This is a genomic window from Microbacterium sp. ER1, from assembly GCF_023383675.1.
GTDB lineage: Bacteria > Actinomycetota > Actinomycetes > Actinomycetales > Microbacteriaceae > Microbacterium.
Genome location: NZ_QCXO01000134.1, coordinates 146,631 through 172,408, shown reverse-complemented (window position 1 = coordinate 172,408; position 25,778 = coordinate 146,631). Strand labels below are relative to the sequence as shown.

The 25,778-nt window shown below is 70.8% G+C and carries 24 protein-coding genes; 10 read left to right on the top strand and 14 right to left on the bottom strand.

Translation table 11 applies throughout. The features are described from left to right. Positions 1 to 50 precede the first annotated feature (50 nt). The 5 genes from BV453_RS09410 to BV453_RS09390 are packed head-to-tail and all read right to left on the bottom strand — an operon-like array spanning position 51 to position 5,258. Complete coding sequence (locus BV453_RS09410; protein ID WP_136051264.1) at positions 51 to 890, bottom strand: ABC transporter ATP-binding protein; 840 nt, start codon at positions 888 to 890, stop codon at positions 51 to 53. After that, the gene (locus BV453_RS09405; protein WP_025102818.1) at positions 883 to 1,698 is read right to left on the bottom strand and encodes an ABC transporter ATP-binding protein; all 816 of its coding nucleotides are present in this window, start codon (positions 1,696 to 1,698) and stop codon (positions 883 to 885) included. The genes BV453_RS09410 and BV453_RS09405 overlap by 8 nt, the downstream gene beginning before the upstream one ends. Continuing rightward, complete coding sequence (locus BV453_RS09400) at positions 1,695 to 2,606, bottom strand: ABC transporter permease (protein WP_025102819.1); 912 nt, start codon at positions 2,604 to 2,606, stop codon at positions 1,695 to 1,697. Before BV453_RS09400 ends, BV453_RS09405 begins: the two co-directional genes overlap by 4 nt. Next, positions 2,603 to 3,664: an ABC transporter permease gene (locus tag BV453_RS09395; protein ID WP_025102820.1), complete on the bottom strand. Its 1,062-nt coding sequence runs from the start codon at positions 3,662 to 3,664 to the stop codon at positions 2,603 to 2,605. Before BV453_RS09395 ends, BV453_RS09400 begins: the two co-directional genes overlap by 4 nt. Before the next feature lie 10 nt (positions 3,665 to 3,674). Then, a complete protein-coding gene (locus BV453_RS09390; RefSeq protein ID WP_249521441.1) occupies positions 3,675 to 5,258 on the bottom strand; it encodes an ABC transporter substrate-binding protein in 1,584 nt (527 codons plus the stop codon). Between the two features lie 151 nt (positions 5,259 to 5,409). Here BV453_RS09390 and BV453_RS09385 point away from each other — a divergent pair, with 151 nt between their 5' ends. Next, complete coding sequence (locus BV453_RS09385) at positions 5,410 to 5,997, top strand: Lrp/AsnC family transcriptional regulator (protein ID WP_234024180.1); 588 nt, start codon at positions 5,410 to 5,412, stop codon at positions 5,995 to 5,997. A gap of 1 nt (position 5,998) precedes the next feature. On the opposite strand, the gene BV453_RS09380 is transcribed toward BV453_RS09385, so the two are convergent. Further along, positions 5,999 to 6,358, bottom strand: coding sequence for a hypothetical protein (locus BV453_RS09380; protein ID WP_231729533.1), 360 nt, complete (start codon positions 6,356 to 6,358; stop codon positions 5,999 to 6,001). Between the two features lie 65 nt (positions 6,359 to 6,423). Here BV453_RS09380 and BV453_RS09375 point away from each other — a divergent pair, with 65 nt between their 5' ends. Both BV453_RS09375 and BV453_RS09370 read left to right on the top strand, forming a co-directional pair. After that, on the top strand, positions 6,424 to 7,329 hold the full coding sequence (locus BV453_RS09375; protein ID WP_249521440.1) for a hypothetical protein: 906 nt from the start codon (positions 6,424 to 6,426) through the stop codon (positions 7,327 to 7,329). Next, the gene (locus tag BV453_RS09370; RefSeq protein ID WP_249521439.1) at positions 7,326 to 8,414 is read left to right on the top strand and encodes a DUF3137 domain-containing protein; all 1,089 of its coding nucleotides are present in this window, start codon (positions 7,326 to 7,328) and stop codon (positions 8,412 to 8,414) included. Before BV453_RS09375 ends, BV453_RS09370 begins: the two co-directional genes overlap by 4 nt. Before the next feature lie 224 nt (positions 8,415 to 8,638). On the opposite strand, the gene BV453_RS09365 is transcribed toward BV453_RS09370, so the two are convergent. Next, the gene (locus tag BV453_RS09365; RefSeq protein WP_249521438.1) at positions 8,639 to 9,952 is read right to left on the bottom strand and encodes a glycosyltransferase; all 1,314 of its coding nucleotides are present in this window, start codon (positions 9,950 to 9,952) and stop codon (positions 8,639 to 8,641) included. A gap of 63 nt (positions 9,953 to 10,015) precedes the next feature. Between BV453_RS09365 and BV453_RS09360 the strand changes: the two genes are divergently transcribed. Further along, entirely contained in the window at positions 10,016 to 10,654 is a 639-nt protein-coding gene (locus BV453_RS09360) for a TetR/AcrR family transcriptional regulator (protein WP_249521437.1), read from the top strand. Between the two features lie 4 nt (positions 10,655 to 10,658). Here BV453_RS09360 and BV453_RS09355 read toward each other — a convergent pair whose 3' ends face one another. Beyond that, complete coding sequence (locus BV453_RS09355; RefSeq protein WP_062765840.1) at positions 10,659 to 11,405, bottom strand: 3-hydroxybutyrate dehydrogenase; 747 nt, start codon at positions 11,403 to 11,405, stop codon at positions 10,659 to 10,661. Continuing rightward, positions 11,402 to 12,787, bottom strand: coding sequence for an MFS transporter (locus BV453_RS09350; RefSeq protein ID WP_025102829.1), 1,386 nt, complete (start codon positions 12,785 to 12,787; stop codon positions 11,402 to 11,404). Before BV453_RS09350 ends, BV453_RS09355 begins: the two co-directional genes overlap by 4 nt. Before the next feature lie 103 nt (positions 12,788 to 12,890). On the opposite strand from BV453_RS09350, the gene BV453_RS09345 reads away from it, so the two are divergent. After that, positions 12,891 to 13,802, top strand: coding sequence for a LysR family transcriptional regulator (locus tag BV453_RS09345; protein ID WP_062765846.1), 912 nt, complete (start codon positions 12,891 to 12,893; stop codon positions 13,800 to 13,802). A gap of 7 nt (positions 13,803 to 13,809) precedes the next feature. Here BV453_RS09345 and BV453_RS09340 read toward each other — a convergent pair whose 3' ends face one another. The 5 genes from BV453_RS09340 to BV453_RS09320 form a co-directional block, all read right to left on the bottom strand. Next, positions 13,810 to 14,214, bottom strand: coding sequence for an arsenate reductase ArsC (locus tag BV453_RS09340; RefSeq protein WP_025102831.1), 405 nt, complete (start codon positions 14,212 to 14,214; stop codon positions 13,810 to 13,812). 81 nt (positions 14,215 to 14,295) lie between these two features. After that, a complete protein-coding gene (locus tag BV453_RS09335; RefSeq protein WP_085605273.1) occupies positions 14,296 to 14,685 on the bottom strand; it encodes a DUF779 domain-containing protein in 390 nt (129 codons plus the stop codon). Between the two features lie 69 nt (positions 14,686 to 14,754). Then, a complete protein-coding gene (locus tag BV453_RS09330; RefSeq protein ID WP_249521436.1) occupies positions 14,755 to 16,305 on the bottom strand; it encodes an aldehyde dehydrogenase family protein in 1,551 nt (516 codons plus the stop codon). 171 nt (positions 16,306 to 16,476) lie between these two features. Beyond that, entirely contained in the window at positions 16,477 to 17,799 is a 1,323-nt protein-coding gene (locus BV453_RS09325) for a GAF domain-containing protein (RefSeq protein WP_249521435.1), read from the bottom strand. Between the two features lie 82 nt (positions 17,800 to 17,881). Beyond that, entirely contained in the window at positions 17,882 to 18,448 is a 567-nt protein-coding gene (locus BV453_RS09320; RefSeq protein WP_126893774.1) for a TetR/AcrR family transcriptional regulator, read from the bottom strand. A gap of 70 nt (positions 18,449 to 18,518) precedes the next feature. Between BV453_RS09320 and BV453_RS09315 the strand changes: the two genes are divergently transcribed. The 5 genes from BV453_RS09315 (at position 18,519) to treZ (ending at position 25,733) form a co-directional block, all read left to right on the top strand. Beyond that, positions 18,519 to 19,088 (top strand): dihydrofolate reductase family protein, encoded by a 570-nt coding sequence (locus BV453_RS09315; RefSeq protein ID WP_249521434.1) that lies wholly within the window; start codon positions 18,519 to 18,521, stop codon positions 19,086 to 19,088. 105 nt (positions 19,089 to 19,193) lie between these two features. Next, positions 19,194 to 19,478 carry a hypothetical protein gene (locus BV453_RS09310; RefSeq protein WP_025102837.1) on the top strand — a complete coding sequence of 95 codons (285 nt, stop codon included), beginning with the start codon at positions 19,194 to 19,196 and terminating at the stop codon, positions 19,476 to 19,478. Further along, positions 19,475 to 21,649 carry a glycogen debranching protein GlgX gene (glgX, locus tag BV453_RS09305; protein WP_126893777.1) on the top strand — a complete coding sequence of 725 codons (2,175 nt, stop codon included), beginning with the start codon at positions 19,475 to 19,477 and terminating at the stop codon, positions 21,647 to 21,649. The genes BV453_RS09310 and glgX overlap by 4 nt, the downstream gene beginning before the upstream one ends. Continuing rightward, positions 21,646 to 23,994, top strand: a complete 2,349-nt coding sequence (gene treY, locus BV453_RS09300; protein ID WP_249521433.1) for a malto-oligosyltrehalose synthase — start codon at positions 21,646 to 21,648, stop codon at positions 23,992 to 23,994. The genes glgX and treY overlap by 4 nt, the downstream gene beginning before the upstream one ends. Next, positions 23,991 to 25,733 (top strand): malto-oligosyltrehalose trehalohydrolase, encoded by a 1,743-nt coding sequence (gene treZ / locus BV453_RS09295; protein ID WP_249521432.1) that lies wholly within the window; start codon positions 23,991 to 23,993, stop codon positions 25,731 to 25,733. The genes treY and treZ overlap by 4 nt, the downstream gene beginning before the upstream one ends. Positions 25,734 to 25,778: the final 45 nt, after the last annotated feature.

The window sequence follows — 25,778 nt, the reverse complement described above, 5'->3', positions numbered from 1 at the left end:
ACACACGGAAGGGCCGGAGCGCACGCTCCGGCCCTTCGCCGTATTCGGCGTCAGTAGGCGACGGGAGGAACCTCGGCCCAGACCGCGCGGTCGTCGGCGGAGGGGGCATCGGGGATGCGGCCCGTGCCGTCCGGCTCCGGGATCGCAGCGAGCAGCGCCTGCGTGTAGGGGTGCCGCGGCGCCGCCCAGAGCTCGTCGGTCGGCCCCGATTCGAGCACCCTCCCGCCGAACATGACGAACGTGCGGTCGGCGATGCGGCGCACGACGGCGAGGTCGTGGGAGATGAAGAGCATCCCCGCGCCGGACTCGGCCACGAGATCGCGCATCAGTCCCGCGACACTCGTCTGGGTGGACGCGTCGAGGGCGGAGATGGGCTCGTCGGCCACGAGCAGCGAGGGCCGCGCGGCGAGGGCCCGGGCGATCGCGATGCGCTGCTTCTGGCCGCCGGAGAACTGATGCGGGAAGCGGGTGCGCACCTCGGCGGGCAGTCCCACCCGCTCCAGCCACTCCTCCACGGTGGAGCCGGCGGCACCGCGCGCACGGGCGGTCGCGATGCCGTCGGAGATCTGGTCGCCGATCCGCCGGCGCGGGTTCAGCGAGGTCGCCGGGTCCTGGAAGACCATCTGGATGCCGGTGAGCGCCGTGTCACGACGACGGATCCCCAGCGGCGCGACGGGGGCGCCGCGGAACGACACGGTCCCGGCGGCGGTCTTCTCGATGCCGACGACGGCGCGGGCCAGGCTCGACTTGCCGCTGCCGGACTCGCCCACGAGGGCGACCGTCTCCCCCGCCGCCACGCTCAGCGAGACGCCGTTCACCGCGATCACGGGCGGGGTGCCCGGGTACCGCACCACCACGTCGCGGGCGTCGAGGACGCTGACCTCACTCATCCGCAGCCTCCTCGGGGCTCTCGTCGATGCGCGACCCCGGCAGGGCCGCGAGCAGCATGCGGGTGTACTCGTGCTGCGGAGCGCGGAAGAGCGTCTCCCGATCGGCGAGCTCGACGATGCGGCCGTCCTTCATGATGGCGACCGTATCCGCGATCGCGCTCATCACGCCCAGGTCGTGGGTCACGAGCAGCACGGCGAGGTTCCGCTCGGTCGCGAGGTCGCGCAGGAGCTTCAGGATGCCGGCCTGCACCGTCACGTCGAGGGCGGTCGTCGGCTCGTCCGCGAGCAGCACCTCCGGGTCGCACGCGAGGGCGCACGCGATCGCGATGCGCTGCCGCTGTCCGCCGGAGAACTGATGGGGATACCGCTTCAGGGCCTCGGCCGGGTTCGGCACCTGCACGGTCTGGAGCAGCTCGACCGCCCGCTCGCGCGCAGCGGCGCCCTTGAGTCCGAGGTGCACGCGCATGTGATCGGTGAGCTGACGGCCGACCGGCAGCTGCGGGTGCAGCGAGGCCGACGGGTCCTGGAAGACCATCGCGATGCGCTTCCCGCGGACGCGGTTGAGCCCCCGGCGGTTGCGACCGACGAGCTCCTCCCCCGCGAGCAGGATCGAGCCGCCGGTCTTCGCCTGTCGCGGCAGGAGGCCGAGCACCGCCAGGGAGGTGAGCGTCTTACCGGAGCCCGACTCCCCCGCGAGGCCGTGGATGCGCCCGGGTTCGAGCTCCAGGGACACGCCCTTCACCAGCGGACGGCCGATGTCGATCGTGAGGTCGCGGATGCTCAGCGTCGCCGTGCTCTGCGCGGTCATGCGGGCACCCCCGTCGCGGAGGCGGTGTGCTCCGCCTGCTTCTCGTGTGTGATCTCGGCGGTCGGGTCGAGCACGTCGCGCATCGCGTCGCCGAGGAAGTTGAACGCGAGCACCACGGTGAGGATCGCGAGGCCGGGGAAGACTCCGAGCCACCAGGCGTCGAAGTTCTGCATCGCCCCGGAGATCATCGACCCCCACTCCGCCGTCGGCGGCTGCGCACCGAGACCGAGGAAGGAGAGCCCTGAGAGGAGCAGGATCGCCGCGCCGATGTCGAGCGTCGCGAGCACGAGGACCGGGCCGGCGATGTTCGGCAGGATGTCGACGAAGAGCGTGCGCAGCGGCGAGTGGCCGAGCAGGCGCCCGGCGATCACATAGTTCTGCCCGCGGAGACCGAGCACGATGCTGCGGGTGACGCGGGCGTACTGCGGCCACGAGACCACGATCGCGGCGATGACGGCGTTGAACAGCGAGGGGCCGAGCGAGGCCGCGACCACCATGGCGAGGATCACGGTCGGGAAGGCCATGAAGAGGTCGGTGATGCGCATGAGCGTCTCGTCGACGGCGCGCCCGAAGTACCCGGCGACCGCACCGACGAGGGTACCGATGATGAGGGCGGCGATCACGAGCATGAGCGCGAGCGGCAGACTCACCGTCGCGCCGGTCATCAACCGGGAGAAGATGTCGCGGCCGTTGCCGTCGGTACCGAGGATCGTGTCGATGCCCGGCGGCTGCAGGCGCGGCAGCACCTGCGCGTTCGGCGGGTAGGGCACCCACCACTGCGCGGTGAAGGCGACGATGATCCACGCACCGGCGATGACGGTGCCGATGATGCCGAGCGGAGTGCGCCAGGCACGCGGCCAGCGGAAGCGGAAGCGTCCGGCGGGGGTCGCTGCGGCGATGCGGCTCATGCGATCCTCACTCTCGGGTCGAGCACGCCGTAGAGCAGGTCCACGATGAAGTTGATGAGGAGGTAGATGACGCCGACCACGAGACCGACGCCCATGATGCCGGGCAGGTCGAGGTTGGCGGCGGAGTTGTAGGCGTAGGTGCCCAGCCCCGGCCAGGCGAACACCGACTCGACGAGCACGGTTCCGGAGAGCAGGGCCCCGAACGCGACACCCACCACGGTGAGGATCGGCAGCGAGGCGCCCCGGAGCACATAGTCGATGATGACGCGCATCGCCGGCAGGCCCTTGGCCCGGGCCGCGCGCACGTAGTCGCTGCCGAGGACCTCGAGCACCGACGTGCGGATGAAGCGGGTGAGCAGCCCGATGGTCACGAGCGAGAGCACCATGACCGGAAGCGCGAGGTGCGCGAGGGCGTCGAAGAAGCCCACCGCGTCGCCGTTGAGCAGGTAGTCGACCGTGTAGAGCCCGGTCACGCGCGGCGGCGGGGTGATCGACGGCGAGATGCGTCCGGAACCCGGGGCGATCCGCAGCTCCAGGAAGAACACGTAGAAGCTGACCAGAGCGAGCCAGAAGGTCGGGACGCTGAGCCCGACGAGCGTGACGACGCGGATGACCTGGTCGGTGACGAGGCCGCGGCGGTAGGCGGCCAGGGTGCCGAGCACGATGCTGACCGCGAGGCTGACGATGATCGCGCCGATCGCGATCTCGATGGTCGCGGGCACGGCGGTGGCGAGGTCGCTGGTGACCGGGCGTCCGGTCACCAGCGACGTGCCGAGGTCCCCGCGGAGCAGGTTCCCCATATAGATGAAGTACTGCACGAACAGTGGCTGGTCGAGTCCGTTCGCCTTGATGAACGCCTCGCGCGTCGCGGGGTTCTGCGACGCGCCCTCACCGAGCGCGGCCGAGACCGGGTCTCCCGGCACCAGGTTGGTGAGCGCGAACGTGACGATCGTCACGCCCACCAACAGGAGCAGAGAGGTCCCGGCCCGCCGCAGCAGGTATCCGACGAGAGGCGAGCGGCGCCGCTGCGCCTGCCTCTGCACGGCCACTGTCGTCATGGCGATCCGCTCAGCCGGCCGGCTGGATCTCGGCGATGTCCATCTCCCACACGGAGTTGTACACGGCGCCGGACACGCTGGAGGCGGAGGAGATGTTGCGACCGGGGACGATCAGCGGCACGAACGGGCCCTCGGCCTGCATGGCCTCGGCGAACTCGGTGAAGGCCTCGGTGCGCTGCTCGGCGTCGGTCGCGGCGGCCGCACCGGCGGCGATGCCCGCGATCTCCGGGTTGGCCTCGGCCGCCCAGCCGGCGCGGAGGCCGACCTTCAGACCCGGGGCGAAGGGGAGGAAGTTCGCCGAGTCGGCGTAGTCCGGACCCCAGAACCACAGGCCGAAGCCCTCGGTGCCGTTGACGTACGCGTCGAGCTCGGTCGCGAACGGTGCCGGAGCCAGGTCGACGGCGATGCCGGCGTCCTCGAGCTGCGCCTGGATGCGCTCCGCGAGCGGGGTGAACTCCACGCCGCCGACCGGGTAGTCGTTCGGGAACTGGAGCTTGAGGGTCTGACCGGTGTACCCGGCCTCCTCCAGCGCGGCCTTCGCCTTGTCGAGGTCCTGCTTCACGCCGCTGTCGAGGGCACCCTCGAACCCGGGCGGGATGACGCCGGTCGCCTGGACGGCACCGGCGCCGGCGAGCTCGAGCAGCGCGTCGTAGTCGAGCGCGTAGCGGATGGCCTCCGCGATCTTCACGTTCGCGAGGTCACCGCCGGCTTCGCCCTGGTTGAGCAGCAGGAAGATGGTCTGGCCGGACGGGACCGAGTCGACGCTGATGTCGTCGCCGAGACCGGCGACCTGGTCGCCGTTGAGATCCATCGCGACCATCGAGTCGCCGCCCTTGAGGTTGGCGAGCTGCGTCGCGCTCTCCGAGACGTTGCGCACGACGACGCGGCTGTAGGCCGACTCCTCGTCGCCGTTGTACTCCTCGTTGCGCGTGAGCACGACCTGCGAGCTGAGGTCGAGCGTGTCCAGCACGAACGGGCCGGATCCGGCGGACTCGCCGTCGAGGAAGCCCTGGGCGCTGTCGGAGCCGTCGGTGCTTCCGCCGTTCTCCATCACGACGTCGGCGTTGACGATGCCGAGCGCCGGGTTCGCGAGGATCGCGGGGAGCTGCAGCAGCGGGGTCTCCGAGGTGAACCGGATGGTCTTGTCGTCGACCTCCTCGATCGTGAGGCCGCCGAGCAGGAAGTTCGGCTTGGCGTCTTCCATCCCCTGGATGCGCTGCAGCGAGAACACGACGTCCTTCGCCTCGACGGGCGAGCCGTCGGAGAACACGCGGTCGCCCTCGAGCGTGAACGTGAACTCGGTCGCCTCGTCGTTCTGCTCCCACGACGCGAGGCCCGGGACCGGAGTGGAGACGTCGGAGCCCTCGAAGTCGACGAGGGTCTCGTACAGCGCCTTCGCGATCATGTTGCCGGTCGGGTCGTACGTGTGACCCGGGTCGGCCGTCTCGATCGAGAACGCGGTGTCGATGACGAGGGAGTCGGAGCCCTGGGACGACTCGGAGGTGTTCGCCGAGTTCCCTCCCGAGCAACCTGCGAGCGCCAGGAGCGCGACGGCTCCGAGCGCGATGACCGGCGTGATACGGCGTGACGACATCAGGGCCTCCAAGGGCGAGGAGTACATTCGGGTCCGGTCGCCACCGATGTGGACGACCGGGGATCAGATTCGCATCATATGCGACGATGTGTCCAGCAAGTGCGCGTCACACAGGCACGCATTGTCGAGAACCTCGGATGTGAGGAGCAATATGTCCAGCAAGGACGCGGATCCGTCGAAGCAATCTGGACGAAGTGCCGCCCCTTTGGATGAGACGGCGTACAGAATCCTCGATGTGCTGCGCGATAACGGTCGCGTCTCGATCGCCGCGCTGGCCGAGAAGGTGGGCATCTCGCGCGCCAGCGCGTACACGCGGGTCGAGTCGCTCGTACACGACGGCGTCATCACCGGATTCAGCGCACGCGTGGATCAGGCGAAGGCCGGGCTGTCGATCGGAGCCCTCGTCTTCGTGACCGTGATGCCGCAGGCCTGGGCCTCGTTCCGGGAGCGGATCATCGAGATGCCGGACGTGGAGTGGTGCGCGATCACGACGGGGGAGCACGACGCGATGCTGCTCATCCGCGCGGTCGACGTGAGCGGTGTGCACGAGTTCTCGACGGGGGTCATCGCGCAGCTTCCCGAGGTGCGGACGGTGGTCAGCGTCGTCGTGCTCGACGAGGTCATCCGGCGGCCCTACCTGCTTCCCGGAGACCTGCCGGAGCGGCAGACGGAGGTTCCGCTCGGGATGACGCGATGGACGCCCGCCTCGCCCGGGCGGGATGCGCTCCCGCCGCGCTGAGTCAGGCGGCCGGGATCTCCTCGACGACACTGAGCTGCGGGAGGCCGTGCATCTCGTAGTGCTCCACCAGACGGATGCGGCCGTCGTCGGTGAGCTCCAGCTCGCTCTCGCCATCGCCGGTGACCACGGTGCCGTCGGCCTTGAGCACATGGACGAACGAGACCCAGATCGTGTCGCCGGTGCGCGTGCCGACGAACTTCCCGAAGGTGACCGTGTCGCCCTCGTAGCCGCCCCAGATCGCGCCGTCGCGTTCGAAGTACTCGAAGACGCTGGGGGCGTCGGGGTCGACGGCGGAGGTCGTGGACGAGACCATGCGGAAGCGTCGGCCGTCGAGGGAGGGGAGGGTGGCGGTGGCAGTCACCCCTCGATTATGGGGGATCGACGGCCGCGGCTCGCGTCGTCGGACGCGGCCGGTACCGTGGTCGCATGGAGTGGATCGCAGACCCCGGCGTCGGCGCGTGGCTGCGGGAGACCCTCGACGACGGTCTGGGGAGCATGCACGCGGTCGTCCCCCGCGGCTTCCCCGCGTACGCCCGGATCTTCCATCCCGCCACGGTGCGGGAGAGTCCCACGGCGGCGGGTTCCGACGTGCGCGTCAGCTGGGCGGACACCACCGCCGCCTTCGGCACGACGATGCACGCAGAGGCGCAGTGGCACCGGATCGTGCGCACTCCCGTCGACGCCGACTGGCGGACCCGCATCGCTCCGGACGGCCGCGAGTTCACGGCGCCGATGGAGGGCGCGCTCGACAGCGACCTCGTGACGGTCCTGGGCGGGCACCTCGCCGCCCACACCGCGACACCGGACGACGGGGTCGTCGCGCTCTGGGAGGGATTCGGCGGTCTGGTCGGCTTCTTCGGAGACGGGCCGTCCCGTGTCTTCCTCACGTTCAGCGAAGACCCGCACCATCAGGCGATGCTCGACCGCAGCACGCACGACCCCTTCAACAACGTCTTCCGGAAGCCCACCTGGCAGGACGGCATCCTCTCCCGCGAGATCTCCGAAGGGCCCCGGCTGCAGCTTCCCGGGCGCGACTACGTGCTGTTCTCCGGGGGTGCCAGGGCCTTCGCGGATCCGGACTGGGTGCTCGGCGTGCCGTGGCGCGACCGGGTCGGCGAGGAACACGGCTTCCCGCCCGCCGCCCAGAGCCCGAACATCCTGTGGCCCGCCGATCGCGCCTGGGTGATGGTCTCGGAGATCGACTACGACTCCACGATCGTGGCGGGCTCGCCCGACCTCGTCCGTGCCATCTGCACGGACGAACGTCTGGAGGCGAAGGCTCTGCGCGCGGGTGCCGACCTCACGTGGGACGCCGACGAGGTCAACCGATGACGTCTCCGCAGGCATCGGCGTCGTTCGATGCGCGTCCCCTCACCGATCCGGTCGACCCGGCCGCCGTCCGCGCCTTCACGGCGGAGCTCCGGTCCCGGCGGACGACCGGCATGGCGGTGTCGTCGATCATCGCCGTCGTGGCCGTCGCGATCGCCGGGGTCGTGATGCTTCCGATCCTCGCCTCCGTGGTGGTGGCGCTGGCAGCGGGAAGCGGCTCCCCCGCCGCGGCGGCGATCCCCCTCGTGCTCCTCCTGCTGGTGGCCGCGGGGGTGGGCGTGCTCATCTGGATGGGCGTCCGCAACGCGCGCACCGCCCGGTACCGCCTGCACCGGTTCGCCCAGGCCAACGGCATGACGTACGAGCCGCGCGTGGACGATCCGCCGCTCCCCGGGATGATCTTCCATCTCGGCCGCTCGCGCATGGCCACCGACCTGGTCCGCGGCACGAATCCGCGGTTCGTGGAGTTCGGCAACTACCAGTACACGGTGCAGTCCGGGAAGAACTCGACGACGTATCGCTGGGGCTATGTGGCCGTGAAGCTGGATGTGCCCCTGCCGAACATCGTGCTCGACGCGAAGGGCAACAACGGCTTCGGCTCCAACCTGCCGGCCTCGTTCCAGCGGGCACAGCGCCTGTCGCTCGAGGGCGACTTCGACCAGCACTTCACCCTGTACTGCCCGGACGGCTACGAGCAGGACGCGCTCTACCTCTTCACGCCCGACATCATGGCGCGCTTCATCGACAACGCCGCGCAGCTCGACGTCGAGATCGTCGACGACTGGCTGTTCCTCTACACGCCCCGCCGCGCGTCCACGCTCGACCCGGCGACCTGGGCGTGGCTGTTCGGGACGGTGGGGGCGCTCTTGACCAAGCTCGACCAGTGGGCGCGGTGGCGCGACGACCGCCTCGCCGCCGCGGCGACGCCCGGGGGCCACCCTCTCCCGTTCGCTGCGCCGGCCGGGATGATCACCCCACCGCCGGGGGTCGCGCCGCAGGGTCGGCGCCTCAAGCGCACGGGGACCTGGGTGCCGATCGTCGTGGTGATCGGATTCGCGGTCTTCTGGATGCTCAGCCGCTGGAACTGACGACGAACCCGATGTGGGGGTGGGTGCCGTTCTGGGGAACCGACACCCACCCCATCCCCCCTCGGGATCGAAAGGAATTCGACGTTCCCTCCGCATTGACGGTTCGACCGTCCCGCCCGTGGTCAGCTGGGGACTGACGCTGCGTGGCGATACCGGGATGGTATACCGGCGGACGTTGCACCCGGTTGCGTTCATGCGCGGGAATGCACTTTCCCGCGCGGCGCTCAGCGGTGCATCGAGCTGTCGGCTGCGGCCCCGCTCGCGGTCTCCGCGGCCAGGACCGCGTCGAGCGTCTGCCAGGCGTCCGCAGCGCGCATCGCCTCTCCGACCTGCCGTGCGCGGTCGCGGAACGCCGGCTCGACGAGCACCCGGTGCACGGCCTCGGCGACCGGTCCCGGCTTCGGCGCGTTCGTCCGCAGGTTGATGCCCACGCCGGTCCACCCGACTCGGGCGGAGACCTCGACCTTGTCCTCCGTCTGCCCCGCGACCACCAGCGGGACGCCCTGGGCCAGCGCCTGCTGCACCCCGCCGAAGCCGCCGTTCGTGACGAACACGTCGACCTCCGGCAGCAGCCGGTCGTAGGGCAGGTACTCGGCGATGCGGACGTTGGCCGGCAGCTCCGCCGGGAGCGCGTCGACAGGACGGCCGCCGGTGGAGACCACCACGAGGGCGTCGGTCGCGGCGAGCCCGGCGATCGTGGGAAGCACGAGCTGGCCGAAGTCGGCGTTGGCGATCGTCCCCTGACTGACGTGGATCACGGGCCGCCGTCCGTCCAGGTCGGACCACCACTCGGGCAGTGGCACGCTCGACGACGCCGCGGGCAGGGGTCCGGCGAAGTGCACGGACGCCGGGAGGTCGGAGCGCGGGTACTCGAACGCCGGCACCGAGAACTGCACGTACGCGTCGGCGCGGCCCGCCCAGTCGAGCACGAATCCGCCGAGATCGCGGCCGACCGCCTCGCGCGCCATGGCGTCGGCCTCCTTCTGCACGCCGCCGAAGATGACGCGCTCCGCCACGGTGCGGAGGAAGGCGTTGCGCATCCGGCCGAACGGCCCGCGCATCGGCGTGACTCCGAGCCCGAACGGGGCCGTGTCGACGCTGCGGGCGCCGAGCGGGAAGATGCCGAGGACCACGACCGGGGGCCGTTCGGCCTTCGGCAGCCGCTGCAGCAGCGCCGCACCGACGAACAGCGGTTCGGTGAGGACGGCGTCGACGCGGTTCCGCGCGAGCTCCACGCGCACCGCCTCGAGCTGAGCCCGGCCCGGGCGGATGAAGAGAGTGCTCATGTCGAAGCGGAGGGCGGCCACCCCGGTGAGACCTTCGCGCTCGGGGAACGCGCCGTTCGCATCGTCGAGATCGACGTCGGCCTCCGCCGGCAGCGGAAGGAACCGCGCGCCCGCCGCGGTCACCTGCTCCTTATACCGGGTGCTCGTGAGGAAGAGGACGTCGTGCCCGCCCGCGACCAGGTGCCTGGCGACCTGCAGCAGCGGGAGCACATGCCCGTGGGCGGGAGTGCAGGTGAGGAGGTAACGGGACATAGCGGCTCTCTCGATAGGGTTGGTTTTACCGTTGCAGTATTCATCACCCCTTGAGGAAAGTCAATGACGTCGAGTGCACGCCCCTACCGCTCCGCCCTGCGGACCCGACAGGCCGAGGAGACCCGTGCGCGCATCGTCGCGGCAGCCGCCCGCCTGTTCGACGCGCAGGGATACCAGGCGACGACGATCTCCGCGATCGCCAAGGAAGCCGGGGTCTCCGCGGAGACGGTGAAGACCACGGCGGCGAAGGCGGAGTTGCTCATCGCCGCCTTCGAGGTCACCTTCTCCGGCTCGGAGGCCGCCGAGACCCTCGCCGACACCGAGGCCGGCTCCGGGCTGACGACTCTGCCCGACGACGTGTTCCTCGACGCGGTCATCGCGCAGATCGGCGCGGCGAACGAGCGGGGGCATGCGCTCTGGACGGTCCTCCTGGGCGCGGCGCTCTCCGACCCGGTCGTCGACGCCGCCCTCCAGCGCATCCTCGCGAACCGGGCGGCGGACTACCGGGGGTTCGCGGCGGAACTGCAGCGCCGGGGCATCGTCGACTCGGACCACGACGGCGACGCCCTCGCCGACGTGCTGTCGTTCCTGCTCTCGCCGGAGAGCCACCAGCAGCTCGTCCTGCAGTCCGGCTGGTCGCCGGAGCGTTATCGCTCCTGGCTGCGGAGCGCTGTGCTCGCCGCGGCCTCTCCGTCGGCGTGACGGCTCACCGCGCGGACCAGCCGCCGTCCATCGTGTAGCTCGCGCCGGTCACCATCCCGGCGGCGTCAGCGGCGAGCCAGACGGCAAGGCCGGCGACCTCCTCCGGCTCCACGAGGCGTTTTATCGCGGCTTCGGTGAGGAGCACCTTCTCCAGGACCTCGTTCTCCGGGATGCCGTGCACCCGCGCCTGGTCGGCGATCTGGCGCTCAACGAGAGGCGTGCGCACGTATCCGGGATTGATGCAGTTGCTCGTGACGCCGTGCGCGGCACCCTCCAGCGCCGTCACCTTCGACAGCCCTTCCAGGCCGTGCTTGGCCGCCACGTAGGCCGCCTTGAACGGCGAGGCGCGAAGACCGTGGACGCTCGACATGTTGATGATCCGCCCGAAGCCCCGCTCGTACATCCCCGGGAGTGCGGCCCGGGTCAGCAGGAAGGGCGCCTCGAGCATCAGCTGCAGGAGAAGCGAGAAGCGGGCGGGGTCGAACTCCTCGATCGGGCTGACGTGCTGCACGCCGGCGTTGTTGACGAGGATGTCGGTGTCGAGGCGGAGTGCGGCCAGCGCATCGCGGTCGGTGAGGTCGACCTGCCACGCCTGCCCGCCGATCTCGTCGGCGAGGGCTTCGGCCGCGTCACCGTCGATGTCGGCGATCGTCACGCGGGCGCCCGCCTGCGCGAAGGCTCTCGCGCAGGCGGCACCGATGCCGCTCGCTCCCCCGGTGACGAGAGCACGACGTCCGCGCAGATCCGTCATGCGGCACTCGCAGCCGCGGTGCGGGCGTTCGTGCGGGCGGCATCCGCGTCGTCGATGGCCTGCAGGGACACGCCCTTCGTCTCCCGCAGCGAGAGCACCGCGATCGCCGTGACGATGCAGGCGAACACGATGTAGAGCGCGATCGGCAGCCAGGAGCCGAAGTCCCGGAGCCACTGGATCGCCAGGATCGGCGCCAGCGAGCCGGCGAGGATCGCCGTGACCTGCGACCCCAGCGAGACGCCGGAGTACCGCATCCGCGTCGGGAACAGTTCGGCCATGACCGCCGGCTGTGGCGCGTACATGAACGCGTGGAAGCAGAGGCCGATGGTGACGGCGAGCACGATGAGCACGGGGTTCAGGGTGTCGAACATCGGGAAGGCGAAGAAGGCCCAGGTCGCGCTGAGGATCGCGCCGGTCAGGTACACGGGCTTGCGGCCCCAGCGGTCGGCGAGCCGCCCCGCCTGCGGGATGATCGCGAAGTGCACGACATGCGCGATGAGCAGAGCGAGCAGCAGCTGACTGGTGTCGTACTCGTGGACGGTCTTCAGGTAGACGATCGTGAAGCTGACGACGATGTAGTAGACGATGTTCTCGGCGAAACGGAGGCCCATCGCCTGCACGATCCCGATCGGATACCGGCGCAGCACCTCGACGACGCCGTAGGAGGTGGCCTTCTCCGCCTCGACCTGCGCCTTCGCCTCCAGGAAGATCGGAGCCTCCTCGACGTTGCGGCGGATGTAGTAGCCGACGAGCACGATCACCGCGGAGAGCCAGAACGCGATGCGCCAGCCCCACTCGAGGAACGCCGCCGAGCTCATCGCCCACGAGCTCACGAGGAGCACGAGCGTGGCGAGCAGGTTGCCGACGGGAACCGCGGCCTGGGGCCAGCTCGACCAGAACGCGCGCGACCGGTCGGGGCTCTGCTCCGCGACCAGGAGGACGGCCCCGCCCCACTCGCCGCCGACAGCGAAGCCCTGGATGAAGCGCAGCGCGACGAGCATCGCGGGCGCCCAGTAGCCGATGCTCTGGAAGCCGGGGAGACACCCCATGAGGAAGGTCGCGGCGCCGACGATGATGATCGTGGCCTGCAGCGTGGGCTTGCGGCCGAAACGGTCGCCGATCTGACCGAAGACGATGCCGCCGAGCGGCCGCGCGATGAAGCCGACCGCATACGTCACGAAAGCGGCGATGATGCCGTCGAGCGGCGATCCGGTGGCCGGGAAGAAGTAGGTGCCGAAGACGAGGCTGGCGGCGGTCGCATAGAGGAAGAACTCGTACCACTCGACGACGGTGCCGGCCATGGAGGCGGCGACGACGCGCTTGAGCTTCGAGGAGGACGGGGCGGCGGCGGGGTGACCGGAGGCGCGGGTGGGGGCGGTCATTTCTCTCCTTCGGTGTCGACGGTGACACATCCGTTCCAGTGTCGGCACGGGCCGGATTTGCAGCAATGCCCAGTGCCGCGCAGTGGCTGTGCATAATTGCAACATGGATGCGGCGAAGAGGCCTCGTGCCGACGATCTGCTCGTGCTGCTCGCGGTCGCCCGCACCGGCCGGTACACGAGCGCCGCCGCCCACCTCGGTCTCGATCACACGACGGTGGCGCGCCGCATCGCCGCCCTGGAGGACGCGCTCGGCGGACGGGTCGTCGCGCAGTCCGCGTCCGGGTGGGAACTCACCGACCTCGGGCGCACCGCCGCCGAGACCGGTGGACGCATCGAGGCCGCGCTGTCCCAGCTCGACTCCGCCCCTGGCGAGACTCCTGATCCGATCGCCGGCGTCGTGCGCATGTCCGCCACCGACGGCTTCAGCGCCTACATCGCTGCCCCCGCGATCGCAGAGCTGCGCCGAGCACACCCACGGCTGACGGTCGAGATCGTCGCCGCCACGCGGAGGGCCGCCGAGCACCGCGCCGGGCTCGACCTGGAGGTGGTCGTGGGCGCGCCGCAGACCCGCCGCGCGCAGGCCGTGAAGCTCGGCACGTACACCCTCGGCATGTACGCCTCCCGGGACTACCTCGGCCGCACCGGCACCCCGGCATCGCGTGCCGAGGTGGAGCAGCATCGACTCGTGTACTTCGTCGACTCGATGCTCCAGGTGGACGCGCTCGACCTTCCGCGCCGCCTCGTTCCCGGCATGCAGGACGGACTCACCTCGACCAACGTCTTCGTGCACGTCGAGGCCACTCGCGCGGGAGCCGGGATCGGCCTGCTCCCCTGCTTCGCGGCCGACCGGCACCCGGATCTCGTGCGCCTGCTGCCCGAGGTCTTCGCCGAGAAGCTCCCGTACTACATGGTCGCGCGGCCCGAGTCGCTGCGGCTCCCCGCGGTCGCGGCGCTCGCCGAAGCCCTGCGCGCCCGCACGCGTGCTGCCAAGGCGATGCTCGACGGGGCCGGCTGAGCGCCGGTCAGAGCAACTCGGACACGAGGGTTTCGATGCGACCGCGGATGTCGTCGCGGATCGGCCGGACGGCGTCGATCCCCTGGCCGGCGGGGTCGTCGAGCACCCAGTCCTCGTAGCGCGTGCCGGGGAAGAACGGGCAGGCGTCACCGCAGCCCATCGTGATCACGACGTCCGACGCCTGCACGGCCTCGGTCGTGAGCACCTTCGGCTGCTCGGCCGTGATGTCGATGCCGACCTCCGCCATCGCCGCCACCGCGACGGGGTTGATCTCGGCAGCGGGCATCGACCCGGCGGAGCGCACCTCGATGCGGTCGCCGGCGAGGTGCCGGAGGAAGCCGGCGGCCATCTGCGAGCGCCCCGCGTTGTGGACGCAGACGAAGAGGACGGAGGGTCGGTACGGTGCGTTCACCGGGCAAGCGTATCCCGTTCGAATCGCCTGATTGGCTGCATCTCCGGCCGAAATGGGACCAATCGGGCGATTCGAAGGCCCTCAGACCAGGCCGAGGCTCGCCAGCTCCGCGGGGTCGAGCATCCGCGACCGGATGAGGAACCGCATCCCCGTCGGACCTTCGACGCTGAACCCGGCGCCGCGTCCCGGCACGACATCGATCGTCAGGTGCGTGAACTTCCAGTACTCGAACTGCGAGGCCGACATGAAGACCTCGACCGGATCGTCGAGCCCGACGTCGAGGGCGCCGAGGAGCACGTCGCCGGGGCCGGTGAGGAACATCCCCACCGGGTAGCACATGGGCGCGGAGCCGTCGCAGCAGCCGCCGGACTGGTGGAACATGAGCGGCCCGTGCTGCGCGGTGAGCTCGCGGACGAGCGCGGCGGCGGGGGCGGTCACCGCGACGCGGGCGGGCAGGGCGGCGTCGGCCATGGGGACTCCTTCCGGGATGCCGGGTGTCGGACCGGGCGGCGAGCGCCGTCCGACACCCGGGCGGGGGGATCAGAAGAAGCCCATCGGACCGTCCGCGTACGAGACGAGGAGGTTCTTCGTCTGCTGGTAGTGGTCGAGCATCATCTTGTGGTTCTCGCGGCCGACGCCCGACTGCTTGTACCCGCCGAACGCGGCATGGGCCGGGTACTGGTGGTAGGTGTTCGTCCACACACGGCCCGCCTCGATCGCCCGGCCTGCGCGGTACGCCGTGTCCCCGCTGCGACTCCACACCCCGGCGCCCAGGCCGTACAGGGTGTCGTTCGCGATCGAGATCGCGTCGTCGAAGTCGTCGAAGCTCGTGACCGAGAGCACCGGACCGAAGATCTCCTCCTGGAAGATCCGCATGTCGTTCGTCCCCTCGAACACGGTCGGCTGCACGTAGTAGCCCTCGCTGAGATCGCCGCCGAGGTCGGCGCGCTCGCCTCCCGTGAGCAGCCGGGCCCCGCCCTGCTTCCCGATGTCGATGTAGCTGAGGATCTTCTCCAGCTGATCGTTCGAGGCCTGCGCGCCGATCATGGTCGCGGGGTCGAGCGGATTGCCCTGCACGACCTTCTTCACACGCTCGAGGCCGTCGGCGAGGAACCCGTCGTAGATGGAGCGCTGGATGAGGGCGCGTGACGGGCAGGTGCAGACCTCGCCCTGGTTGAGCGCGAACATCGTGAAGCCCTCGAGCGCCTTGTCGTAGAACGGGTCGCTCGTGGATCGGGCCACGTCCTCGAAGAACACGTTCGGGCTCTTGCCCCCGAGTTCCAGGGTGACGGGGATGAGGTTCTGCGAGGCGTACTGCATGATGAGGCGCCCGGTCGTGGTCTCCCCGGTGAAGGCGACCTTGCGGATGCGCTTGTGCTGGGCGAGCGGGGCGCCGGCCTCGATGCCGAAACCGTTCACGATGTTGACGACTCCGGCCGGCAGCAGGTCGCCGATGATGTCGAACAGGAACAGGATCGATGCGGGCGTCTGCTCCGCGGGCTTGATGACGATGCAGTTGCCCGCGGCGAGCGCCGGCGCCAGCTTCCACACGGCCATGAGGATCGGGAAGTTCCAGGGGATGATCTGGCCGACGACGCCGAGCGGTTCGTGGAAGTGGTACGCGACGGTGTTCTCGTCGAGCTGGCTGATGCCGCCCTCCTGCGCGCGGAGCACGCCGGCGAAGTAGCGGAAGTGGTCGATGGCGAGCGGGATGTCGGCGGCGAGGGTCTCCCGCACGGGCTTGCCGTTCTCCCAGGTCTCGGCGACCGCGATCTCCTCCAGGTGCTGCTCCATCCGGTCGGCGATGCGGTTCAGGATCACGGAGCGCTCCGCGGGGCTGGTCTTGCCCCAGGCGGTGAAGGCCTTCCAGGCGACGTCGACGGCGCGGTCGATGTCCTCCACGGTGCCACGGCCGACCTCGGTGAAGGGCTTGCCGTTGACGGGACTGATGTTCTCGAAGTACTGGCCCTTGGCGGGTTCGACGAACTCGCCGCCGATGTAGTGGCCGTAGCGGGGCCGATAGCTCGCGACTGCTCCGGGCTGCCCGGGGGCCGCGTAGGCGAGGGACACGTCTTCTTCGACGATGGTCATGGGGGTCTCCTTCGACGGGGGCGCCGCGGCGTCGATGCCGCGGTGTTCCCTCGACGCTAGGCCGTCGCCCGTTGCACTCCCGGTGCGCAACGTTGCAGCCGGTTGCACCCCGTTCGAATCGCGCACTGTGCTGCATCCGCGGCCGGAATGGGGCCAATCGGGCGATTCGAATCAGGTGAGGCGCTCGATCCGGGTCACGAGACCGGCACGACGCGGCGAGCGCGCCGGCAGCATCTCCAACGCGAGCCGCAGCACCTCCGCGTCCTCACTGCCCTCGGGGGTGTCCGCGTAGGCGAGCAGCACGTCCAGACTCGCCCCCGACAGCATGACCTCCCGCAGCGCCGCACGGACCGAGTCACGGAACTCCTCCACGCCGGGCGAGGCCGAGTCCGGCAGCACCGGACCCCGATACGCCGTCAGAGCGACCCGGTGCGCCCCGCGATCCAGGAGGGACAGCACGTCGTGGGCGTCGGTCTCCAGCGGCACCGGAAGACGATACGGGCGGGACTCCGGCACGAGGTCGGAAGCCGCCCGCTCCAGGACCTTCCGCAGACGCACCATCTCCGGCCGCAAGGTGTCCGGCGAGACGCCGGGGCCGTAGACGAGCTCGGCGAGCCGGTCGGCGGAGAGCCCCTGACGGTGCACGGCCAGCATCAGGAGGATGGCGGCGTGCCGGGCGCTGAGCTCGGTGACCGCCTCCTCATGCGCCGACACGGTCTCCAGCCGGGCGCGGTCGCGTCCGAGCACGTGCAGTCGCGCGCGGGCGAGGGGTTCCGGCGGCGTCCTGCCGGGCAGTCGTCGAGCCGGAGGCTCCGCCCGTCGCTGCAGCCGGGCCACGAGGAGCTCGGACTCGACCGCTCGCGCCGTCGCGTCGACGAGCAGCCGGGCCTGCGGGGTCACCACCTCCGGTCCCCCGGTGATGTCGATCACGCCCAGGACCCGCTGCGTCTCCGGGTCGCGCACGGGCGCCGCGGTGCACGACCACGGGTGCACCAGCCGGTTGTAGTGCTCGGCCCCGCGGATCTGCACCGACCGTTCCAGGGCGAGCGCGGTGCCGGGAGCGCTCGTGCCGACGGCATCCTCCGCCCAGTTCGCGCCGGCGACGAACCCCATGCCCTCGGTGAGGGACCGCAGCTGCGCGTCGCCCTCGATCCACAGCAGGCGCCCGGCCTGGTCCCCCACGGCGATCACGACCCCCGAGTCCTCGGAGTCGCCGGGAAGCAGCAGCGCGCGGATCATCTCCATCGCCGAGGCGAGCGGATGAGCCAGGCGATAGGCGTCGAGCTCGTCCTCATGCAGATCGAGCGGCGGCAGCCCCTCCGGACCGACGCGGCGGCGCCACGACCGCTCCCACGACTCGCGCACGAGCGGACGCACCTCGCGGAGGCGGTGATCGTCGAGGTTCCCGGCGATGAGCTCCTCGTGCGCGCGCTCGACGAGGAGGCGAGACGCCGTCGGCGACGCCTCCCGCGGATCGTGCCACGTCGCAGACACGCGTTCTCCGTTCCTGGAGCCGGGAGCGTGCCCTCAGTGTACGAGCAGGATCGACCGGGCGGAACAGCAGCCGCGGCGACGGTCAGGGCAGCAGCCCGGCCACGAGATCGTCGATCACGTCGTCGGTGGAGGTCTCCGGGTCGATCGGTGTGGTGAGCCGGTCGAGCAGCAGACCGTCGATCGCGTAGTGGAACAGGGCGATCTCCCGCCGCCCCCCGGGGAGACCCGCCCCGGTGTTGAAGGCGACGTCCGCGTCGAAGCCGGCCCGTTGCCAGGCGCCGAGCACGGCGGCGAGCTCGGGACGGCGAGCGCTCTCGAGCCGCAGTTCGAAGAGGGCGAGGGTCACGTCGCGATCAGCGGTGAGGCGGCGCACGATGTCCCTGATGTAGTCGGCGAAGAGCTCCCGGCTGGGCGTGATCTCGGCCCTCCGCTCCAGGTCCTCGGGCGTCGGAGCCAGGCGTTCCCCGATGCGGTCGACGAGGCCCTCGATCAGCGCCTCCCTGCTGCGGAAGTAGTTCGACGTCGTGCCCGCGGGGACGTGCGCCTCGGCGTCGACCGCGCGGTGTGTGAGCCCCCGGGATCCCTCGCGGGCGAGCACCGCCAGCCCCGCATCCGCGATCTGCCGTCGTCGCGGCTCGTTCCTCGCCATGCCGCCACCCTAGCGCAATCACTACGACTGTTGTACTCTCAACCGCAACAGATGTAGTGATTGGAGAACGATGCGAGAGCTCGTGTACTACGCCGCGGTGACCCTGGACGGGTTCATCGCCGGTCCGGACGGGGAGTTCGACGCCTTCCTCGTCGAGGGCGACCACATGGACGGCATCAATGCCCGCTTCGCCGACACCCTGCCGACCGTGGCCGCCGAAGCCCTCGGCATCCCGCAGCGCAACGACGTGTTCGACACCGTGTTGATGGGCAGGAACACCTACGAGGTGGGCGGGCTCGCGAGCCCGTACCGGTACCTGCGGCAGATCGTCTTCAGCCGCACCCGCACCGCCGCGGCCGAGAATCTCGAGGTGACGGCGGAGGACCCGGCGGACGTCGTGCGGCGCCTCAAGCGCGAGGAAGGCGGCGCGATCTGGCTGTGCGGCGGCGGGGCTCTCGCGGCGACGCTGGCCGACGAGATCGACCGGCTCATCCTGAAACGGCAGCCGCTGCTCTTCGGATCCGGCATCCCGCTCTTCGGCGACCGCCCCTACCGTCCCGAGCGGTTCGAGGCCGTGGAGACGACCCCGTATGAATCGGGCGTCGTGGTGACGGAGTACGTGCGACGGCGCGGCGAGTGATCCCGTCGTCATCGCGTGCATAGCCGGTCGACGCCCGGTTGGCAATACCGTTCTCGAATCCGTTCCCGGTTCCTATCGTGGTCGCATCACGAGTCAGGAGGCGCCATGAACGTCCACACCCCCACCAGCACTGGCTCCTCGCAGCGCGCCGACGCGGCCCACCCCGCCGCGATCGAGCCGGCCTGCGAGCGGATCGACTTCGACCGGTACGTCGTCGCGCACGACGCCCCCGTCGGGTACATCGAGGTCGTGCCGCCGCTCTATGTCTGCTACCTCGGACACCCGTATCCTCGGGCTGTGGAGATCGCTCAGGTGTACGACTACGACCATGCCGTCAGCATCGTCAGTGCCATGGCCGCGGGTTCGCGCGACCACGCCCTCGCCGGATGAGCCGCGAGGTCTGGCCCGGGTCCGCCTACCCGCTGGGGGCCACCTTCGACGGGCAGGGCACCAACTTCGCCCTCTTCAGCGAGGGCGCGGAGCGCGTGGAGCTCTGCCTCTTCGACGCGGACGGCACGGAGACGCGCGCGCCCCTCACGGAGGTGGACGCCTTCGTCTGGCACGGCTACCTGCCCACGGTCCAGCCCGGGCAGCACTACGGCTATCGGGTGCATGGCCCGTACGACCCCGCGCAGGGGCAGCGGTTCAATCCGAACAAGCTGCTCCTCGACCCGTACGCGAAGGCCGTCGCCGGCGAGATCGACTGGGGTCAGTCCCTGTTCGGCTACGACTTCGGCGACCCTGATTCCCGCAACGACGACGACTCCGCGGCCGCGATGGCGAAGGGCGTGGTCGTCAGCCCGTTCTTCGAGTGGGGCGGCGACCGCCCGCTGAAGACGCCGTACGCCGAGACCGTCATCTACGAGGCCCATGTGAAGGGGCTCACCCAGCGGCACCCCGAGGTGCCGGAGGAGCTGCGGGGGACCTACGCCGGCATCGCGCACCCGGCGGTCGTCGAGCACCTCCAGCGCCTCGGCGTCACCGCCCTGGAGCTGATGCCCGTGCACCAGTTCGTCAACGACTCGGTGCTGCAGGACAAGGGCCTGTCGAACTACTGGGGCTACAACACCCTCGGCTTCTTCGCCCCGCACAACGCCTATGCCGCCGGCGGCCAGGACGGTCAGCAGGTGCAGGAGTTCCGTGCCATGGTGCGCGCGCTCCACGAGGCCGGCATCGAGGTCATCCTCGACGTCGTCTACAACCACACGGCGGAGGGCAACCACCTCGGTCCGACGCTTTCGATGCGCGGGATCGACAACGAGGCGTACTACCGGCTCGAAGAGGACAAGCGGTACTACACGGACTACACGGGCACGGGCAACAGCCTGAACGCGGGCAACCCGCACGCCCTGCAGCTGCTCATGGACTCGCTGCGGTACTGGGTGACCGAGATGCACGTCGACGGCTTCCGCTTCGACCTCGCGGCAACCCTCGCCCGCGAGTTCTACGACGTCGACCGCCTCGCGGCCTTCTTCGAGCTCGTGCAGCAGGATCCGATCGTCTCCCAGGTGAAGCTCATCGCCGAGCCGTGGGACATCGGACCCGGCGGCTATCAGGTGGGCAACTTCCCGCCGCAGTGGACGGAGTGGAACGGCAAGTACCGCGACACCGTGCGCGACTTCTGGCGCGGGGAGCCGCAGGCGCTCGGCGAGTTCGCCTCCCGCCTCACCGGCTCCGCCGACCTGTACGAGCACTCCGGCCGACGACCCGTCGCCTCCATCAACTTCGTGACCGCGCACGACGGCTTCACGCTGCGCGACCTCGTCTCCTACAACGAGAAGCACAACGAGGACAACGGCGAGGACAACAACGACGGCGAATCCCACAACCGCTCCGACAACATGGGCGCAGAGGGACCGACCGACGACATCGACATCAATCGCCGCCGCGCGCGTCAGCAGCGGAACTTCCTCGCGACTCTGCTGCTCTCGCAGGGCGTGCCGATGATCTCCCACGGCGACGAGCTCGGCCGCACGCAGCACGGCAACAACAACGGCTATGCGCAGGACAACGAGCTCACCTGGATCGACTGGGAGGCGGCCGACCTGCCGCTCGTGGAGTTCACGGCGGCGGTCGCACGGCTCCGGCACGACCATCCGACCTTCCGCCGCAGCCGCTTCTTCGACGGACGCCCGGTCGCGGACGAGGACGGCGAGCGCATCCCCGACGTCGTGTGGCTGCGACCGGACGGCGCCCGCATGACCCCGGAGGACTGGGACTCCGGCTTCGGCCGCTCTGTCGGCATGTTCCTCAACGGCCGCGGGATCCGCGAGAACGACCGGCGAGGGCGACCCGTGGAGGACGTGAACTTCCTCGTCTACTTCAACAGCGGCGACGAGCCCGTCGACCTCGCCCTGCCGGACGATCGCCACGGTGCGGAATGGCTCGTCGCCGTGGACACCGCCGGCGAGCTGGGCGACCGGAACCTCCGCGCCCGCGACACCGTGCCGCTCGAGGGCAAGGCCATGCTCGTGCTGCAGGAGATCGACGGCGAGCCGGTCGACACCGACGACTCCGTCGACGCCTCGCTCCGCGCGCAGAGCGAGCAGGCCGCCTCATGACCGACAGGCCGCTGTCGACCTATCGCCTCCAGATCAGCGGCAGCTTCCCCCTCGAAGCGGCGGCCGATGTGGTCGGCTACCTCGCCGAGCTCGGCGCGTCCTGGGCGTATCTGTCGCCGCTGCTGGCGGCGACGCCGGGTTCGAACCACGGCTACGACGTGGTCGACCACGCGCGCATCGATCCGGACCGAGGGGGCGAGGACGGTCTCGTCCGGTTCGCCTCGGCGGCGCGCACGGCCGGCCTCGGCATCCTCGCCGACATCGTGCCCAACCACGTGGGCGTCGCGGTGCCGCGGCAGAACCCGTGGTGGTGGGAGGTGCTGCGACTCGGCCGGAAGACCCGTCATGCCGCCGCCTTCGACATCGACTGGGACGCCGGCGGCGGACGGCTCCTGCTCCCGCTGCTGGGCGCGAGCCCGGAGGAGGTCGTCGCGAACGGCGAGCTCGACGTCGACACCACCCCGGCCGCCGATGCGCCGGACGGGGTGCTGCGCTACTTCGAGCACGAGCTCCCGCTCGCCCCGGGCACCGCGGCGCTGGCCGACGACCTCCCGGCACTCCTGGCGGCCCAGAACTACGAGCTGCGATTCTGGGAGGACCAGAACACCGATCTCACGTATCGCCGATTCTTCGCGGTCTCCGAACTCGCCGGCATCCGGGTGGAGCGTCCCGACGTCTTCGCGGAGTCGCATCGGGAGATCCTCCGCTGGCTCCGGACCGGACTCGCGGACGGGCTGCGGGTGGATCATCCGGACGGCCTCGTCGACCCCGGTGCGTATCTGGAGCAGCTCGCCGACGCGACCGGGCGCGCGTACACGCTCGTGGAGAAGATCCTGGAGCCCGGCGAGGCCCTCCCGGCCTGGTGGCGCACCGACGGCACGACCGGCTACGACGCGCTGGCCGAGCTCGACCGCCTGTTCGTCGACGCGGAGGGTGTCGCGGCGCTGGACCGGCTGGACGCCCGGCTCCGCGCGGAGACCGGCCTCCCGGACGCGCTCCCCTGGCACGACCTCATCCACGACACGAAGCGGATGATCGCCGACACGCTCCTGGCCGCGGAGGTGCGCCGCCTGGTCCGCACGCTCCCCCACGGGATCGTGCACGCCGACGACGCCCTCGCCGAGCTCCTCGCCTGCTTCCCCGTGTACCGCTCCTATCTCCCCGAAGGTCGCGAGCACCTGTGCGCCGCCTTCGCGGAGGCCCGGCATCGACGCCCCGACCTCTCCGCCGCCTTCGCGGCGCTCGAACCGCTCCTGGTCGACCCCTCGCTCGAGGTCGCGCAGCGGTTCCCGCAGGTGAGCGGCGCCGTGATGGCGAAGGGCGTGGAGGACACCGCGTTCTACCGGTTCACCCGCCTCGGGACGCTGACCGAGGTCGGCGCCGATCCGTCGATCCCCGCCCTGTCGGTCGAGGAGTTCCACGACGCGCAGCGGGCACGACTGGCCGCCTGGCCGCACTCGATGACGACGCTCTCCACGCACGACACGAAGCGCTCGGAGGACGTGCGGGCACGCCTGTCCGTGCTCTCGGAGATCCCGGAGCGGTGGGGCGAGGTGCTGGCGGAGCTGCGCGCCGTCGCGACCACCGGACACGGTCCCCTCGACGCGCTGATCTGGCAGGCCGCCGTCGGAGCCTGGCCGCTGCCCTCCGACCGGCTCCTCGCCTATGCCACCAAGGCCGCGCGCGAGGCCGCCGAGCGGACCACCTGGCAGCATCCGGACGCGGCCTTCGAGGAGGGTCTGGCCGCGATCGCGCGATCCGTGGAGGGCGACGCCGCGCCGATCCTCGACCGGTTCGTGGCGGAGATCGTCGATGCGGGCCGTTCGAACTCCCTCTCCGCCAAGCTGCTGCAGCTCACCGGCCCCGGCGTGCCCGACGTCTACCAGGGCACCGAACTGTGGGACCTCTCGCTCGTCGACCCCGACAACCGTCGACCCGTGGACTTCGCTCTGCGCGCCCGGATGCTGCGGGAGCTCGACGCGGACCACGCCCGCGGTGTGCTCCCGCCCATCGACGACTCCGGTGCCGCGAAGCTGCTGGTGACCTCGCGGGCCCTGCGACTGCGGCGGGACAACCCGGAGCTGTTCCGCTTCTACCGGCCGGCCGTCGTCGAGGGCGCGGCCGCCGACCACGCCGTCGCCGTGCACCGCGGCGGCGCGACCGCCGTGGCCACGCGGCTGCCGGTGACGCTGGCGCGCCGCGGCGGCTGGGGCGACACCGTCCTGATGCGCCCGGAGCTGCCGGGGACGGATCTCCTCACCGGTCGGCGGATCCCGCCCGGACCGGTGCGGCTGGCGGAACTGCTCGACACGTATCCCGTCGCGCTGATCGAGCTGGCCCGATGATCTCGGTGTGGGCGCCGCGGGCGAGGCGTGTGCGGGTGCGACGCCTCGACGCCGCGGGCGCGACCGTGGAGGAGCGGGAACTCACGGCGACCGCTGAGGGGCACTGGACCGCCGACCTCGTCCTCGCGGACGGCGAGCACTACGGGTTCCTGCTCGACGACGGCGACGACCTGCGCCCGGACCCGCGCTCGCGGCGGCAACCGGACGGCGTGCACGGCGCCTCGGCGGCGTTCGACTCCGCGGCCTTCGCCTGGACCGACGCCTCCTGGACCGGACGGCAGCTCGCGGGCGGGCTGATCTACGAGCTGCACCTCGGCACCTTCACGCCGGAGGGCACGCTCGACGCGGCGATCGGCCGCCTGGCGCATCTCGTGGACCTCGGCGTCACCCATGTCGAGCTGCTGCCCGTCAACGCCTTCAACGGCGCCTGGAACTGGGGATACGACGGCGTGCTCTGGTACGCGGTGCAGGAGGAGTACGGCGGTCCCGCGGCGTACCAGCGGTTCGTCGACGCCGCCCACGCACACGGGCTCGCCGTCGTGCAGGACGTCGTCTACAACCACCTCGGTCCGAGCGGGAACTACCTCCCCCTCTTCGGTCCGTACCTGCGCGAGGGCGAGAGCAACACGTGGGGCGACTCGGTGAACCTCGACGAGGACGCGGTGCGGGAGTACATCCTCGACAACGCCCTGATGTGGCTGCGCGACTTCCACGTCGACGGGCTCCGCCTCGACGCCGTGCACGCACTCCACGACCGGCGGCCCGTGCACCTGCTGCGGGAGCTCTCCGAACGGGTGGACGCCCTCTCCGCGCAGCAGAATCGGCCGCTGACCCTCATCGCCGAGTCCGACCTCAACGACCCGACGCTCATCCTGCCGCGGGAAGCCGGGGGCTATGGACTCACGGCGCAGTGGTCGGACGACTGGCATCATGCCGTGCACGTCGCGCTCACCGGGGAGACCGCCGGGTACTACGCCGACTTCGCCGCGGCCGAGGCGGTGGCCAAGGTGACGGAGGGCGGGTTCTTCCACGACGGCACCTTCTCGTCCTTCCGCGACCGTCCGCACGGGTCCCCGATCCCGGCCGAGGTGCCGAACTGGCGGCTGGTGACCTTCGCGCAGGACCACGACCAGATCGGGAACCGCGCGGCCGGGGACCGGCTCTCCGCCACCCTGTCCCCCGATCGGCTCGCGGTGGCCGCCGTCCTCACGCTGACGGCCCCGGGCACCCCGATGCTCTTCATGGGCGAGGAGTGGGGCGCGACGACACCGTGGCAGTTCTTCACCGCCCACCCCGAGCCCGAACTCGGCCGCGCGGTCGCCGAGGGTCGCACGGCGGAGTTCGCCCGCATGGGCTGGGATCCGGATGCGGTGCCCGACCCGCAGGATCCCGACACCTTCCATCGCTCGCACCTCGACTGGGCGGAGGCCGAGGCGCCGGTGCACGCCCGGCTCCTGGCGCTGTACCGCGACCTCGCCCGACTGCGGCGAGCGCGACCGGAGCTCACCGACCCGGACTCCGCGCACACGACGGTCGAGGTCCGGGAGACGGACGGCCGCCCCGAGCACCGCGTCTACCGCATCGATCGCGGAGGAGTGTCGGTGCTCGTGAACCTCTCCCCCACCCCCGCAACGTTCGCGGTGCCCTCGACGGCCGAACTCCTCCTCACAACCGCCCCCGCGTCGAGCACCCCCACGCTCCTGACTCTCCCCCCGGACGCCGCCGCCATCATCAACTGAGGTCGACCCACCCCTCTGCGGTCGGCCCGGCCCTTTACGTGCGGG